Annotated in this window: 13 protein-coding genes and 1 tRNA gene; 6 read left to right on the forward strand and 8 right to left on the reverse strand. The window is 73.2% G+C overall.

What is annotated here, in order from left to right; all coding sequences use genetic code 11:
* Positions 1–21: 21 nt before the first annotated feature.
* The 3 genes from ACFW47_RS14360 to ACFW47_RS14370 all read right to left on the reverse strand — a co-directional run bounded on the left by ACFW47_RS14360 (position 22) and on the right by ACFW47_RS14370 (position 3,305).
* Positions 22–1,278 carry a hypothetical protein gene (locus ACFW47_RS14360; RefSeq protein ID WP_386277958.1) on the reverse strand — a complete coding sequence of 419 codons (1,257 nt, stop codon included), beginning with the start codon at positions 1,276–1,278 and terminating at the stop codon, positions 22–24.
* 62 nt (positions 1,279–1,340) lie between these two features.
* A complete protein-coding gene (locus ACFW47_RS14365) occupies positions 1,341–2,423 on the reverse strand; it encodes a protein kinase (protein ID WP_386277960.1) in 1,083 nt (360 codons plus the stop codon).
* A 99-nt stretch (positions 2,424–2,522) separates the two neighbouring features.
* Positions 2,523–3,305 carry a polysaccharide lyase family 7 protein gene (locus ACFW47_RS14370; protein ID WP_386305937.1) on the reverse strand — a complete coding sequence of 261 codons (783 nt, stop codon included), beginning with the start codon at positions 3,303–3,305 and terminating at the stop codon, positions 2,523–2,525.
* Between the two features lie 224 nt (positions 3,306–3,529).
* Between ACFW47_RS14370 and ACFW47_RS14375 the strand changes: the two genes are divergently transcribed.
* Positions 3,530–5,476, forward strand: a complete 1,947-nt coding sequence (locus tag ACFW47_RS14375) for a serine/threonine-protein kinase (RefSeq protein WP_386305938.1) — start codon at positions 3,530–3,532, stop codon at positions 5,474–5,476.
* A gap of 45 nt (positions 5,477–5,521) precedes the next feature.
* Here ACFW47_RS14375 and ACFW47_RS14380 read toward each other — a convergent pair whose 3' ends face one another.
* A complete protein-coding gene (locus ACFW47_RS14380) occupies positions 5,522–6,310 on the reverse strand; it encodes an FHA domain-containing protein (protein WP_386277966.1) in 789 nt (262 codons plus the stop codon).
* Between the two features lie 193 nt (positions 6,311–6,503).
* A tRNA-Pro gene (locus tag ACFW47_RS14385) sits at positions 6,504–6,577 on the reverse strand.
* Positions 6,578–6,729: 152 nt separating this feature from the next.
* On the opposite strand from ACFW47_RS14385, the gene ACFW47_RS14390 reads away from it, so the two are divergent.
* A complete protein-coding gene (locus ACFW47_RS14390; protein WP_386277968.1) occupies positions 6,730–7,689 on the forward strand; it encodes a bile acid:sodium symporter family protein in 960 nt (319 codons plus the stop codon).
* Here ACFW47_RS14390 and ACFW47_RS14395 read toward each other — a convergent pair.
* Positions 7,672–8,148 (reverse strand): GNAT family N-acetyltransferase, encoded by a 477-nt coding sequence (locus tag ACFW47_RS14395; protein WP_386277970.1) that lies wholly within the window; start codon positions 8,146–8,148, stop codon positions 7,672–7,674. The genes ACFW47_RS14390 and ACFW47_RS14395 overlap by 18 nt on opposite strands.
* 150 nt (positions 8,149–8,298) lie before the next feature.
* Between ACFW47_RS14395 and ACFW47_RS14400 the strand changes: the two genes are divergently transcribed.
* On the forward strand, positions 8,299–8,685 hold the full coding sequence (locus ACFW47_RS14400; RefSeq protein ID WP_386305939.1) for a cupin domain-containing protein: 387 nt from the start codon (positions 8,299–8,301) through the stop codon (positions 8,683–8,685).
* Between the two features lie 66 nt (positions 8,686–8,751).
* A complete protein-coding gene (locus ACFW47_RS14405; RefSeq protein WP_386305940.1) occupies positions 8,752–9,915 on the forward strand; it encodes a Gfo/Idh/MocA family protein in 1,164 nt (387 codons plus the stop codon).
* On the opposite strand, the gene ACFW47_RS14410 is transcribed toward ACFW47_RS14405, so the two are convergent.
* Together ACFW47_RS14410 and ACFW47_RS14415 are read right to left on the reverse strand one after the other, a co-directional pair.
* Positions 9,893–10,534 carry a TMEM175 family protein gene (locus tag ACFW47_RS14410; RefSeq protein ID WP_386305941.1) on the reverse strand — a complete coding sequence of 214 codons (642 nt, stop codon included), beginning with the start codon at positions 10,532–10,534 and terminating at the stop codon, positions 9,893–9,895. The genes ACFW47_RS14405 and ACFW47_RS14410 overlap by 23 nt on opposite strands.
* 63 nt (positions 10,535–10,597) lie before the next feature.
* Positions 10,598–11,632, reverse strand: a complete 1,035-nt coding sequence (locus ACFW47_RS14415; protein WP_386305942.1) for a LacI family DNA-binding transcriptional regulator — start codon at positions 11,630–11,632, stop codon at positions 10,598–10,600.
* A 129-nt stretch (positions 11,633–11,761) separates the two neighbouring features.
* Here ACFW47_RS14415 and ACFW47_RS14420 point away from each other — a divergent pair, with 129 nt between their 5' ends.
* Both ACFW47_RS14420 and ACFW47_RS14425 read left to right on the forward strand, forming a co-directional pair.
* A complete protein-coding gene (locus tag ACFW47_RS14420; protein ID WP_386305943.1) occupies positions 11,762–12,934 on the forward strand; it encodes a phytanoyl-CoA dioxygenase family protein in 1,173 nt (390 codons plus the stop codon).
* Positions 12,931–13,707: an SDR family oxidoreductase gene (locus ACFW47_RS14425; RefSeq protein WP_386305944.1), complete on the forward strand. Its 777-nt coding sequence runs from the start codon at positions 12,931–12,933 to the stop codon at positions 13,705–13,707. The genes ACFW47_RS14420 and ACFW47_RS14425 overlap by 4 nt, the downstream gene beginning before the upstream one ends.
* The last annotated feature ends 59 nt before the right edge of the window (positions 13,708–13,766 follow it).

Here is a 13,766-nt window from a genome sequence, read left to right on the forward strand (position 1 = left end):
TCTCCTTCCGTGCCGCGGTGTTCACCCCGCGGTCGCCATGTACAGGAGGGCGACCAGCAGGCCGATCGCCACGGCGGGTCCGAAGAAGTAGCCCGCGACGGACACCACGCACGCCACGACGCCGACGCCGACGCCGACCTTCTTCCAGGGGAAAGGTCTGGCCGGTGCGGGGAGCCCGGAGCCGGTGGACCACTCGTAGATGACGTCCCAGTTCTCCTTGAACGCCCGCACATCGGCTTCCGGGGCGATCTCGTAGGCCTTCTCCGCGAGTTCGACCACCGTCTCCGCCTGTCGGGGGGTCGGCGGGCTGAACTGGTGGTAGCCCAGCATCGCCACGGCCAGATTGCCCACGCCCACGGCGACGACGTGCGAGACGTCCTCGTACCGCCAGTCCGACACGAACGCCCGGAGCTCACCGATCCGGTCGAACGCCGGAAGCACCTCTCGCCGCAGGACCAGTTCGGCGTCGCCGAACAGCCTGGCCTCCTTCTTCGCGTTCGCGGACCGCAGTCCGTCGGTGATCTCCTGGACGGTCTCCTCCACCATCTCCTCGAACAAACCGGAGAAGAGGTCCGCGAAGGCCTCGTACTCCGCCCAGCTCGCGCAGACGCGGGCGAGCCGCGGCCGGAAGCCGCGGTCGGCGGCGAGGTCCCGGAACGGGGAGACCAGGAGGTGGGGAAGCTCGGTGAGGAAGTCGTCCGCGGACAGCCCGCCCAGCCGGGGGTCGTCCAGTTCACCGATCCGGTGGGCGAGGTGCCGCCGGAGCTCGGGGCGTTCCAGCAGCGGTCCCCAGCCGGCGGCCGCGCCCCGCCACAGGGTGTCCCGCCCGTCCGGGGCGGTGATGGTCCGGCCGGCCTCCGCCTCCAGCGCCAAGGCGTGCAGGCGCACCGCGTCGTCGTGCTCCTCGTGCACGGACGCCGGACAGCCGCAACCGGAGCCCGGTTCGCCCCACCGCCACAGGAGTTCGTCGACCAGTCGTCGCCGCGGGTCCTGGAACTCCTCGAACGCGGCCCGCACCTCTTCCTTGCGACGCCATCCCGTGAGCGGCGAGTCCGGGTCCGGGGGGAGGTGGTCCCGCACCGCGAGCCGGGCCTCCAGCCGCTGCCTGTGCTGCCGTACGGCACGGCCCTGGGCGGTCACCGCGAGCCCGGTCACGGCGAAGGCGTTGTCGTGGTAGAGGCGTACGCCGGCCAGGTCCGCGAACCGGGACAGCTTTCCGGTGCCGCGCCGGACGGCGCACGGCTGATCCGTCCGGCCGCCCGCAGTCGTGTCGTCCATCCGCTCTCCGTACGTCCGCTGCCGGTACATGCGTTCCTTGTGAGCCGGGGGCGTCGGGCCGTTCACATGACCACCCCGCGGCGCCACGTCATCAGCCGTGCCACGTGCCGTTCCCTGAGCCGGGGGTGCCGGCTGACGGCCTCTTCCAGCTGGTTCGCGGCCTCGGCCAGCCGGCCCGGCGTCCGGGAGAGCTCGACGGCGGCCCGTACCTGTTCCTCGGCGGCCCGCTCCACCTCCGCCGGTGCGTCCCGGGCCGGCTGCGGGCCCGGCGAGGGCCGTAGGGCCACGGCCCGTTCGGCCACCTCGCGGGCGGTGGCGGGCCGGTCGGCCGGGTCCGTCCGCAGCATGTCCGTGACCAGGCGGTCCATTTCGGGTGCCACCTCGTCGTTGTAGGCGCTCGGCGGCGGCAGCGGGCGGTTGAACCGCTCCAGGGAGAAAGACTGCACCGGGTCCCCACCGTCGTACGGGAACTGGGCGGTGAGCAGGAAGTAGGCGATGGTGCCCAGCGCCCACACGTCACCGGCGCACGAGTACCCGGTGCCCCGGCGCAGCACTTCCGGCGGCATGTAGGCGACCGTCCCCTGGGCGCTGGCCGCCATGGTGCCCGGGTCGGTCTCCTTGGCCAGCCCGAAGTCGCTCACCTTCACCCGGAGCCCGGACTCGTCGTAGGTGATCAGCACGTTGGCCAGCGACAGGTCGCGGTGCACGATCGGGTGCGGTCGCTCGTGGGCGACGGCGAGCCCGTCCGCGGCCTGGCGCAGCACGGCCGACGCCTCACCCACCGGTACCGCGCCGGAGTGGGAGGCGACCAGCCGCTCCAGGCTGCCGCCCGCGACGTACTCCATGGTGATGTAGCCGCGCACGCCCTCGGAGGTCTGCACGGTGCCCGCGTCGAACACCCGGATGATGTTGGGGTGGCCCAGGGTGGAGAGGATGCGTGCCTCGTCGAACATCCTGGAGGTGGCCTCCAGCGAGGCCACGTGCTTGAAGAGCTTGAGCGCCTGCCAGCCGAGGATGTGGTGCCGCACCCGGTACACCTCGGCGAAGGCGCCCTCGCCCAGCCGGCGATCCACGACGAGCGCGGAGTTGATCCGCTGCCCACGGGTGAGCAGGGTCCCCTCCGCGCCCGTCGTGTCCCCCGTCATCGGCTCCCCCTTCTGTGCCTCCGTGCACGCTCACCGTGACACGCCTTCTTCGGGACCCCTCCCGGACGCCGGTACCGCCGCCCGGTCGCGGTCCGCCGGTCAGGAGTGGGCGACCCGGAGGTGGGAGATGCGGACCTCGCCGTGATTGCGTGCGGCGCACGGTTCGGAGTTGTCACAGTTGGCCTGTGTGTAGGCGCCCGCCTTGAAGTAGTTGGTCTCGCCGTCGTGAGGGATCGTGGTCTGCAGCAGGCCGTTGTAGTACGCGTCGATCTCCCCGTCCTTCGCGACGAACCGGGCCTCGAATTCGGTGCCCGGCTCGTAGTCGTCGGTCACCAGGTGGTGGTGGCGGTCGTCGCCGTCGGTGACGTAGAGGCGGCTGCCCTCGAGGCGGAAGACGGTGACGTCGTCGTCACCGCCGTGGACCTGCGCGCCGACCACGTGGGGCCGCTCCTCGGGCAGGGCCGTGAACGCCTCCCTGACCACGAGGGTGTGGGTGCCGTCGGTGGTGGACCAGGCGGCTTCGTCCTCGCCGCCCTCGGTCATCTCCCGCAGCTCGGCGCGCGGGTAGCTGGAACCTCCCGTGGTGACCCCGTTGACGGCGGCCCGGAATCTCACCGCGTCGCAGCCGGCCTCGGCCCGGAACCAGGGGGCGGCGGAGAAGGCGGCCAGCTCGGGCTGGGTTGTCTCGGTGGGGTTCTCGTCGTCACCGGTGGGCAGCGTCAGCTTCCAGTCCGTCAGGTCGAGGACGTCGGCGGGGTGTGCGCACCGGGCGGCGGGCCGGTCGTGCGGGGCCGGGGTGCCCGCGTGGGCGGACGGTGCGAGCGTGGTGGTCGAGACGGCCGCCGTGATGCCGGCCAGCACGAGGGTCGGGGTACGAGCCATGGAGGGGCGCTCCTGTCAGGTCGGGCGGTCGGTGCGACGCGTACCGTAGGCGTCGCGTCCGGGACCGGTCCCGGTGCCCGCGACCGCGTCCCGTACGGGCATGAGGGCGACTGATGGAGGCTCTGGGCAGACGGTGCGAACGGTGCGCTCCACGCAGTAGGTTCGTTCCGTACGCGCGGCACGGGGCCGTGTGGGGTTCCGGAGTCGACCGAGGGGGAAGATCCGTGCGTTCCGGGGACCGGTTCGCCGACCGCTATGTCCTCAAGGAGGTCATCGGCGCGGGACGGGGCGGTGACGTGTGGCTGGCCCACGACACGGTGGTGGGCCAGGACGTCGCGCTCAAACCGGAACGGGCGGACGGCGAGAGCGACACCGCGGTACGGCGGCTGCTGGGTGAACCGCGTGCCATGGCCAAGTTCCGGAGCCATCCCCATGTGGTGACGCTGTTCGATGTCGTGGCCGAGCCGCGAGACGGGGAAGGGCACGGGGCCGAGGGGGGCGGGCGGACGTACTGGTTCGTCATGGAGCACGTGCCCGGGGGCGGCCTGGACCGGCAGCCGGCGGTTCCTCCGGAGCGGGCGGCGCGCATCGGTGCCCAGCTCGCCGACGCCCTGGCCGCCCTGCACGAATCGGGCATCGTCCACTGCGACGTCAAGCCCGCCAACATCGGCCTCACCCGGCACGGCGGGGCGAAGTTACTGGACTTCGGGGCCGCCTACCGGGTCGGCGGCACGGAGACCATCACCGTCAACGGCCCCTTCAGCTTCACCCCCGACTACGCCGCTCCCGAGCTGGCCCGGGGCAACGTGCCCAGGCCCGCCTCGGACGTGTTCTGTCTGGCCGCCACCCTGCACGCCCTGGTCATCGGCGCGCCGCCACGAGGCGGCACCCCCGCGGAGGAAGCCGGCTCCGCCGGGACGGTCGACGACGGCGAGGAGGCGGAGCGGCTGCGGTACTGGAAGGCCGAGCAGGGCGTCGTCGAGGTGGACGCCTCCGTGGGTCCGCTGTATCCCGTGCTCACCGCCATGCTGCGCCGCGATCCGCGGCAACGCCCCGACGCCGCCGAGGCCGGGCGGCGACTGGAGGAGATCGCCGGGGCCGGTCCGAAGGCGTCCCGGCACGGCGCCGACACCGTCGCCGGTCGCAGGCGCATGCGCCGGCCACTGATCGCGGCGGCCGTCGGTGTCAGCGCCGCACTGGCCCTGGGACTCGCCGTCGTCCTCCCCGGGCACGGCGACGGCGGGAAGGCCGCCCCCGGCCCCGGGCGGAGCGGGACGCAGACGCGTGCCTCGGACGGCGAACGCCGGGCCCTGATCGGCGATCCGCACACGGCCGACGTGTGCGCGCTGGCCGACCCCACCGCCCTGGACGGGTTCGGCGACGGGGACATCCACGTGGACGTGGACTACGGGAACTTCGACCGCTGCGACGTGCTCGTCGGTGTCGACGACCGCACCCGGATCGACGTGTCGGTCCGTCTCCTCCAGGGGGCGCCGCCGGAGGGATCGGAACCTTCCCGCACCGTCGGGAGGGTGGGCATCCGTGAGGAGGAGGCGGAGAGCGGCGAGTGCGAGCTGCTGCTGACCTCCGGGGACGGCGCGGACGGCACCCTGGTCGGCGTCCGCGTCAACATGGGCAAGGGCTCCGTGGTCGGCGGCAGGGCGACCCTGTGCACGGTCGCCGACAAGGCCGCCACGAGCGCGGCCGAGGTGCTGAACCGGGGCCCGGTCCCCCGGCGCTCCCCGGCCTACCCGCGCACGTCGCTGGCGTGGAAGGACGCCTGTGAACTCCTGGACGCCCGGGCGCTGTCCGCCGTCCCCGGCCTGCGGGCCGACGTGCCGGAGGTCGGGGTCGCGAACTGGAGCTGCGAGTGGTCGAGCGTGGTCGACGACCTGGACGTGGAGGTGAGTTTCTTCCGCGACCAGCCCAAGTCCGCGCAGGGCGACGCCACCGCCACCGAACTGAGCGGCTACCGCACGATCGTCGAACCGGACGCCGAGGACGGCACCTGCGCGGTGTTCGTCGAGTACCGCAGGTACAGCGGCCAGGGCGCCGAGACCGCCGTCGAGATGGTCCGCCTGGACGTCGGCGGGCAGCGGCCCGCGGACCGGCTCTGCACGACGGCCACGGGACTGGCGGCCTCGGCCGCCGCCGAACTCCGCGCGCGCTGAACCCGCGTGGGCCCACCCTCCGGGGGCCCGGTGGACGCCGCCGCCTCAGAGCGACGGATCCGGCCAGGACTCGTCGTCCTCCATCAGCTCCAGGTCCGGCGGCACGAGGGTCGTCGACTCCACGAGTCCCCTGATCAGGTTGTGCAGCAGGCTGTTGTCGGCCGGACGGCCCCCGGACTTGTCGTGCAGCAGCGGGTACTTGAAGCCGGTGCCGTGCAGCCGCCGGCGCACGGCCTCGACGCGGAACTCGATCCGGCGCTCGTTCCACCTGGCGTCCGGACGCAGGTAGGCCAGCCGCTCGGCGGCCTGGCGGTACGACAGCGGACGCGGGTCCTCCTCGTACAGCAGGTACCGCTGGCCGAGGACCACCAGCAGAAGCCGCTCGTCGTCGTCCAGCGACCACGTCTCCGGCCGCACGGTGTCGGCGCGCCGCCGGGACACCGGCCCCTGGTCGTCGTGGCCCGCCACGTACAGCTCGACCAGATGCTCGCGGTAGCCCGAGCCCTTGACGAACAGCGGGGTGTACCCGGGCGCGAGCGGGAGCGGCTCGGTGGTGAGGTGCATCATCCGGCCGCGCGGCAGCCGGACGAGCTGCTGCCCGGTGTTGCGCAGCCACCACTGTCCGCGGCGGTAGGTCAGCTCGCCGTGCCGCCGGCTCACCCGCAGGTCGTCCACCCCGACGCCGAGGTCCACGTCCGGCTTCTCACCTCGTCCGAAGCGGACGGTCAGCCCCTGCCGGGGCGGCGCACTGAGCTGGCCGGCGACCGTACGGGCGTGCAGGGTTCCGGGCGTGGTGGGCGCCACACCACGAGCGAGGCTGGTGGAGAGAGTCATCGCTGGTCTCCTCGGTTCGTGAGCCCGGCGTACGGCAGCCGCTCGGCGGGCGTCCGGGGTACCGACCAGTGTCCGCGCCCGCCCCGGGACCCCTCCCGCTCCAGGTGGAGGCCATGACGTTCAGCGGCGTCGGCGCACGACCCAGAGGCCGTACCGGAATGTCCCGGTACGGCCTCTGGCCTGTTGCTTCACGTCGGGACGACAGGATTTGAACCTGCGACCCCTTGACCCCCAGTCAAGTGCGCTACCAAGCTGCGCCACGTCCCGTCGCGCGTCCACGCTTGCGTGTGATCGCGCTGGTCAAGCCTACCTCATCCGCGGGACGGGCACGCCGATGGTGCGGCCGGCCACGACCACCTTGATGATCACATCGCGAGACGGCGTTGCGACCGGCCTCCCGGCGGGCGTTACCTCGCACGGTGCGTACCGAACGACCCGAACAGCTCAGCCATGACGTCACCGGCGACCGCTCCGCGCGCCGTGCCGTGACCGTCTTCCCCGTCCTCGTCCTCCTGGCCGGCGCCCTCGGCCTGCTGCTCCCCGGGAGTTTCACCGGGTGGAGCGAGGCGGTGCCGTACCTGCTGGGTGTCGTGATGTTCTGCATGGGCATCACCATGACGCCCGAGGACTTCCGCGGGGTCGTGAAGCGCCCCTGGGCGGTGGCCCTCGGGCTGGTCGCGCACTACGTCATCATGCCGGGACTCGGCTGGGCCGTCGCCCACCTGCTCGACCTCCCCCCGCAGCTCGCGGCCGGTGTCGTCCTCGTCGGCTGCGCGCCCAGCGGCACCGCCTCCAACGTGGTGACGTACCTGGCGCGGGGCGACGTCGCCCTGTCGGTCTCCGTGGCGACGGTCTCCACCCTCGTCGCCCCTCTGGTGACCCCGCCGCTGACGCTGCTGCTGGCCGGCGAGTACCTGCCGGTGGACGCCGGGTCCATGGTCGCCGACATCCTCAAGACGGTGCTGCTGCCGGTCCTCGCGGGGCTGGCGGTGCGGCTGCTGGCGGGACGGTACGTGGAGCGGGCGCTGCCGGCGCTGCCCTGGCTGTCGGCGGTGACGATCTCGGTGATCGTGGCGGTGGTGGTGGCGGGCAGCGCCGACGCCATCAAGTCGGCCGCGGCGATGGTGTTCCTCGCCGTGGTCCTGCACAACGGCCTCGGGCTGGCGCTCGGTTACGGCGCGGGGCGCCTCGGCCGGCTCGGCGAACCGGCGAGCCGCGCGATGGCCTTCGAGGTCGGCATGCAGAACTCCGGCCTCGCGGCCTCCCTGGCCACGGCCCACTTCAGCCCGCTCGCGGCCCTGCCGGCGGCGGTGTTCTCCGTCTGGCACAACGTCTCCGGCGCGGTGACGGCGGCGTGGCTCTCACGCCGGGGGCGGTGACGGGTCGGCCGGTCCGGGTCCGACCGGCTCACGGACCATGAACACGTCCACCGAGTCCTCGGTCTCGACGGTGAACCCGTGCCGCTCGTACAGCCTCCGGGCCGCGCTGCCCCGCAGCACGTTGAGGCGGACGAGGTCACCGCCGCGGTCGCATCCCGTCAGCAGCTCGCGCAGTACGGCCGAGCCGATCCCGGCGCCCTGGAGGCGCGGGGCGAGGTAGAAGTGCTCCAGCCACCGGGCGTCCCGAGCCGGTCGCAGCGCCACACAGCCGGCGAAGGCGTTCTCCACCTGGATCACCCAGGTGTGCGTCCGGTCGAAGCCGTCCCTCAGCCGCTGCCGCACCCGGCGCCCGTCGTACCGGCCGAGTCGCTCCAGATCCGGCCGCAGCACCACGGCCCGCAACTCGGCGACGGCTTCCACGTCCGACGCCGACGCCGGCCGGAGTTCCCACTGCACCATGATCGCCACACTAGCGGCCGGGCACCTGCCCGGTACCCCCCGAGGCCGCCGGTACGCGCCGGCGGGCCCGACGATGTGTCCGTACGCCCCACCGGATACGCCACACACTGTCGCCCCCGTGGTCCCCTCGGCCCCGGCTAGCGTCACCGCATGACCAACAGCTTCGTCGTCCACGTCCCCGACACCGAGCTCGAACCCGAGCCCCTCGCCCCCGAGCAGATCGTCTCCGGCACCCCCGAAGTGACCGGCAAGGTGGTCTGGGAGTCGGCGGACGGCCGCCAGGTGCGAGGGGTCTGGCAGATCACCCCGGGCGTCGTCACCGACACCGAGGCGGACGAGATGTTCGTGGTGCTCAGCGGCTCGGCCACCATCGAGGTGGCGGGCGGTCCGACACTGACGGTCGGAGCTGGCGACCTGGCCGTGCTGCGCGAGGGCGACCGCACGACGTGGACGGTGCACGAGACGCTGCGCAAGGCGTACTCGATCAACCTGGGCCGGCGGGACATCCGGCCGGGCTTTGTCCTGTCAAAAGGTTGACATGATGCCGAAGCTCCGCACAGGGTGGGCGGGACAGCGCAGGGACCGGTCCGAAGAGGGGCTCTCATGGTGGACGCACTCGGTGTCGCCGTCGTCGGTTTCGGCTGGATGGGCCGGGTGCACACCCAGGCGTACGCCCGGGTCCGCCACCACTATCCGCGGCTCGCCCTCCGTCCCGAGCTGGTGACGGTCGCCGAGGAGGTGCCGGGGCGGGCCGAGGAGGCCGCCGCGCAGTTCGGCTTCGCCTCGACCGCCCGCGACTGGCACGAGGTGGCCGCGGACCCGCGGGTCCACGCGGTCAGCATCACCGCGCCGAACTTCCTCCATCGGGAGATCGCCGTGGCGATGGCCGAGGCCGGCAAGCACATCTGGATCGAGAAGCCGGTCGGCCTGTCCGTCGACGACGCACAGGCCGTCGCCGAGGCGGTCGCCAAGGCGGGTGTGCAGGGCACGGTCGGCTTCAACTACCGCAACGCGCCCGCCGTGGAGGCCGCCCGCGAGCTGATCGCGACAGGGCAGATCGGCACCGTCACCCATGCCCGCATCCGGCTGTTCAGCGACTACGCCGCCCATCCCGAAGGTGCGCTGACCTGGCGTTACGAGCGGGAGCGCGGCGGGAGTGGGGTGCTCGGCGACCTGGCCTCGCACGGCGCGGACCTGGCCCGGTTCCTGCTCGGTGACATCGCGTCGCTGACCGCCGACACGGCCGTTTTCCTGCCTCAGCGGGCCCGGCCCGCCGCCGCCACCGCCGGTCACGCTCGGGCGGCCGGCGGCGAGCTGGGGCCGGTCGAGAACGAGGACTACGTCAGCTGCCTGCTGCGCTTCGCCTCCGGCGCCCGCGGGGTGCTGGAGGCCTGCCGGGTCTCGGTCGGCGAGCAGAACAACTACGGCTTCGAGGTGCACGGCACCACGGGCGCGGTGTTCTGGGACTTCCGCCGGATGAACGAACTGGGCGTCAGCCGCGGCACGGAGTACCAGGACCAGCCGGTCAGCACGGTCTACGTCGGCCCGGCGCACGGCGAGTTCGCGGCCTTCCAGCCGGGGGCCGCGAACGCCATGGGCTACGACGACCTCAAGGTGGTGGAGGCCCACCGCTTCCTGCGCTCGATCGCGGAGGCCACCCCGTACGGCGCCACCCTGCCGGACGCCGTGCACAGCGCGGCCGTACTGGACGCGATGGCCCGGTCGGCCGAGCGCGGCACCTGGGTCAGTCCCCGGATTCCCGGGTGAGGGCGTCGCGGCGGGCGCGCATCGCCCACCGGCCCAGCAGGCCCTGCACCGGGACCAGCACGAGCCAGCTCCACATGGCCGCGGGACCGACCGCCAGGGCGAGCGGGATGCTCAGCGCGAATACCACCGTCGTCGCCGCGATGTCCAGGCCGAAGAGCCAGAACCCCTCCTCGGGTGCCGCGTCGCCGCGCAGCCGGGGCCGGGTGGCGAGCACGGCGAGCAGGGCGAGGTGGGAGGCGCCCAGGGCGGCGATCGCCGCCGCGTAGACGGCGACGGAGACCGGCTCGTCCCCGTACTCGGAGATGAGCTTGGTGGGGAAGGGGACGAGTGCCGCGACGCCCAGGCCCACCAGGGACAGAGTGATCACCTGGCCGTCGACCCGTTCGACGAAGCCGAAGATCCGGCGGTGGTCGCGCCAGAACAGTCCGAGCACCAGCAGACTGAGCACGTACGCACCCAGGTTGGGGGCGAGGTCGCGCAGTGCGGCGTGGTAGGCCGCGGAGTCCAGGTCGCGGGGCACCGAGAAGTCGAGGACGAGCAGGGTGATGGCGATCGCGAAGACGCCGTCGGCCAGCGCCACCACCCGCTCGGGACCCCCGGCCGGAGTCGATTTCCACATGCGACCGACGGTATGAGCGACGACGCGGACGGCCGCGCCACACGCCCGGGGCGGCGCCGCGTGTCACACGGTCGCGGTGTCGGGAGGCATGTTGTGCGGGGTGACGACCTGGATCGCCGACGGCCGCGCCGGACCGGCGGGCGGGAGGGCGCCGTGGGCCCGCATCACGTGGCGGCACGCCTCGCGCAGGTCCTGGCGCAGGTCGTGGTGGAGGACGACGGACAGGCGCCGCTCTCGCAGCAGGCGGGTGTTGTCCTGGTCGAGGTCGTGGGCGACGAACACCTCGCAGGTGCGGCCGAGGTCCTCGAAGGCGCGCAGGGTGGCGATGTTGCCGCCGCCGATCGAGTAGACCGCCCGGATGTCCTGATCGCGTTCCAGCGCGGCACGCACCAGGTCGTACTGGGTGGCGTCCAGGCCCTGCCCCTCGGCGATCTCGACGAGGGCCCGTCCGGGGTGCCGGGCCCGCATGACGCCCCGGAAACCCATCTCGCGCTCCTCCTCGTTGCGGAAGAAGCCGCTGCTGAGGCTGGTGAGGACGTTGCCGGGGCGGTCGCCGAGCCACTGGCCCATGAGGTAGGCGGCGGTCGCGCCGGCCGCCCGGTCGTCGATGCCGACGTAGGCCACCCGGGGGCCGGCGGGCAGGTCCGTCGCCAGGGTGACGACGGGGATGCCCGCGGCGGCCAGCCGGCTCACGGCGGCGTTCACCTCGGGGACGTCCGGGGCCTTGAGGATCACCCCCTGGGAGCCGCGCCGGGCGATCCGGTCCAGGGTCTCGGTCAGCTCCCCGGCCGGGTCCGTCTCGCGGAAGTGGAACCGGCAGCGCACCACCGCCGGTTGCAGGGCGGGCAGTTCGGCCTCCAGTGCGGCCCGCACGGCGGTGGAGAAGCGCTCCGGGGCCTGCATCACGATGTCGCACATGAACGTGCGGCCGACCAGCCGGACCTGGGTGCGCTGGCGGTCCAGGTCGGCGATGGCCCGGCGCACCTCGTACGCGGTGCTCTCGCGCACGCCGCCGCGGCCGTTGAGCACCCGGTCGACGGTCGCCTCGCTCAGGCCCGCCTGCCGGGCGATCTCCCGGATCGGGAAGGGGTGTCCCATGACCGGCTCCTCGGCTTCCTCCCGCGGCGCGCTCTGAGGGGTTTTTGATGGCCGCCCGCTGGTTGTTCGACGCGTTTGTCAGGACAAGAATGGCAGCACCGCGTCGCCCCTGTCAGCGAAAGGACGACGATGTCCGCAGCGCCCGTCCCCGCACACCGCGCCCACCTGTCCGAACGCGACTGCGACCTCGGCGCCTTCCGCGCGCTCGTCGAGCAGCCGACCGACCCGTCCGCGTACCCGCGGGCCGCCGCCGTGGAGCGGAACGTCCCCGTGTACGACGCCGGGGAGCTGCGCGACGACGAGGAGACGGCGGCAGAGCTGGTCCACGCCCTCGCCGAAGGTCCCGGCATCGTCGTCCTCAAGGGCGCCTTCCCGGACCCGGAGGTCGTCGACCGGGCCACCGCGGTGTTCGACGCGCTGATCGACGGGCAGCGCGCCTCGGGCGCCACCGCCGGCGACCACTTCGCCGCGCCGGGAGCCAACGACCGGGTGTGGAACGCGCTGGAGAAGGCCGCCCTGCACGACCCCGAGGCCTTCGCCGACTACTACGCCAACGACGTCCTGGCCCTGGTCGCCCGGTCCTGGCTGGGCCCCGGCTACCAGGTCACCTCGCAGATCAACGTGGTCAACCCGGGCGGTGCCGCCCAGACGGTGCACCGCGACTACCACCTCGGCTTCCTGTCGGCCGAGGCCGCGGCGGCCTACCCGGCGCACGTGCACCGCCTCTCCCCCGTGCTGACGCTCCAGGGCGCGGTCGCCCACTGCGACATGCCCGTGGAGTCGGGACCGACGATGTACCTGCCGCACTCCCAGAAGTACGAGCCGGGCTATCTGGCCTGGCGGCTTCCCGAGTTCCGGGCCTACTTCGAGTCGCGCCACGTGCAGCTGCCCCTCGCCAAGGGCGACGCGGTCTTCTTCAGCCCGGCCCTGTTCCACGCGGCGGGCACCAACCGCTCGTCCGGCATCCGCCGCATGGCCAACCTGCTGCAGATCTCCTCGGCCTTCGGCCGGGCGATGGAGACCGTGGACCGGGAGGCGGTCGCGAACGCCGTCTTCCCGGTGCTGCTGAAGCGCAGGGCCGAGGGGGCGGGCGAGCAGTGGCTGGAGAACGTGGTCGCCGCGAGCGCCGAGGGCTACCCGTTCCCCACCGATCTGGACAGCGATCCGCCGGTGGACGGCCTGGCCCCGCCCGCCCAGGCGGACGTCGTGCGGCGGGCGTTGCGTGAGGAGTGGGCGCCGGACGTGCTCCGTGCCGAGCTGCGGGCCGGTGCCGGACGCCGGGAGAGCGGGGGGCCGCGGTGAGCCTGCTCGACGGGAAGGCCGTCCTGGTCAACGGCGGCAGCCAGGGCGTCGGTGCCGCGATCGCGCGGGCCGCCGTCCGGGAGGGGGCGGCCGTTGCCGTCACGGGGCGGCGCCCGGAGCCCGGCGAGGCCCTGGTGGCCGAGCTGACGGCGGCGGGCGGCGAGGCGGTGTTCGTGCGGGCCGACCTGGCGGACGCGGGAGAGGCGAAGGCCTCCGTGGGCCGGGTGGTGGAGGCGTACGGCCGGGTCGACTGCCTGGTCAACTCGGCGGGGCTGACGTCCCGGGGGACGCTGCTGGACACCACGCCCGAGCTGTTCGACCAGCACATCGCGATCAACCTCAGGGCGCCGTTCTTCGCGATGCAGGCGGCGGTCGCTGACATGGTGGGCCGGGGCGCGCCCGGCACCGTCGTCAACATCATCACGTCGTCGGCGCACGGCGGGCAGCCGTTCCTGGCGCCGTACGTCGCCGCGAAGGCCGGTCTGGCGGGTCTCACCAGGAACGCCGCGCACGCGCACCGCTTCGACCGGGTGCGGATCAACGGCCTGAACATCGGCTGGACGGCGACCGAGGGCGAGGACGCCACCCAGCGGGCCTTCCACGGCGCCGGGGACGACTGGCGCGAGCGGGCCGGTGCGCGGTTGCCGATGGGCAGGCTCGGGCAGCCGGACGAGATCGCCGACTTCGTGGTCCTGCTGCTGTCGGACCGGTCCGGCGTGGTCACGGGCTCGGTGATCGACTGGGACCAGAACGTCCTGGGCGGACTGGACTGAGTACGCGGCCCGGCACGACATCCACTCCCCGCGGGCCGCCCGGCACGGCGATCACGCAC

This window comes from Streptomyces sp. NPDC058796 (assembly GCF_042745235.1).
GTDB lineage: Bacteria > Actinomycetota > Actinomycetes > Streptomycetales > Streptomycetaceae > Streptomyces.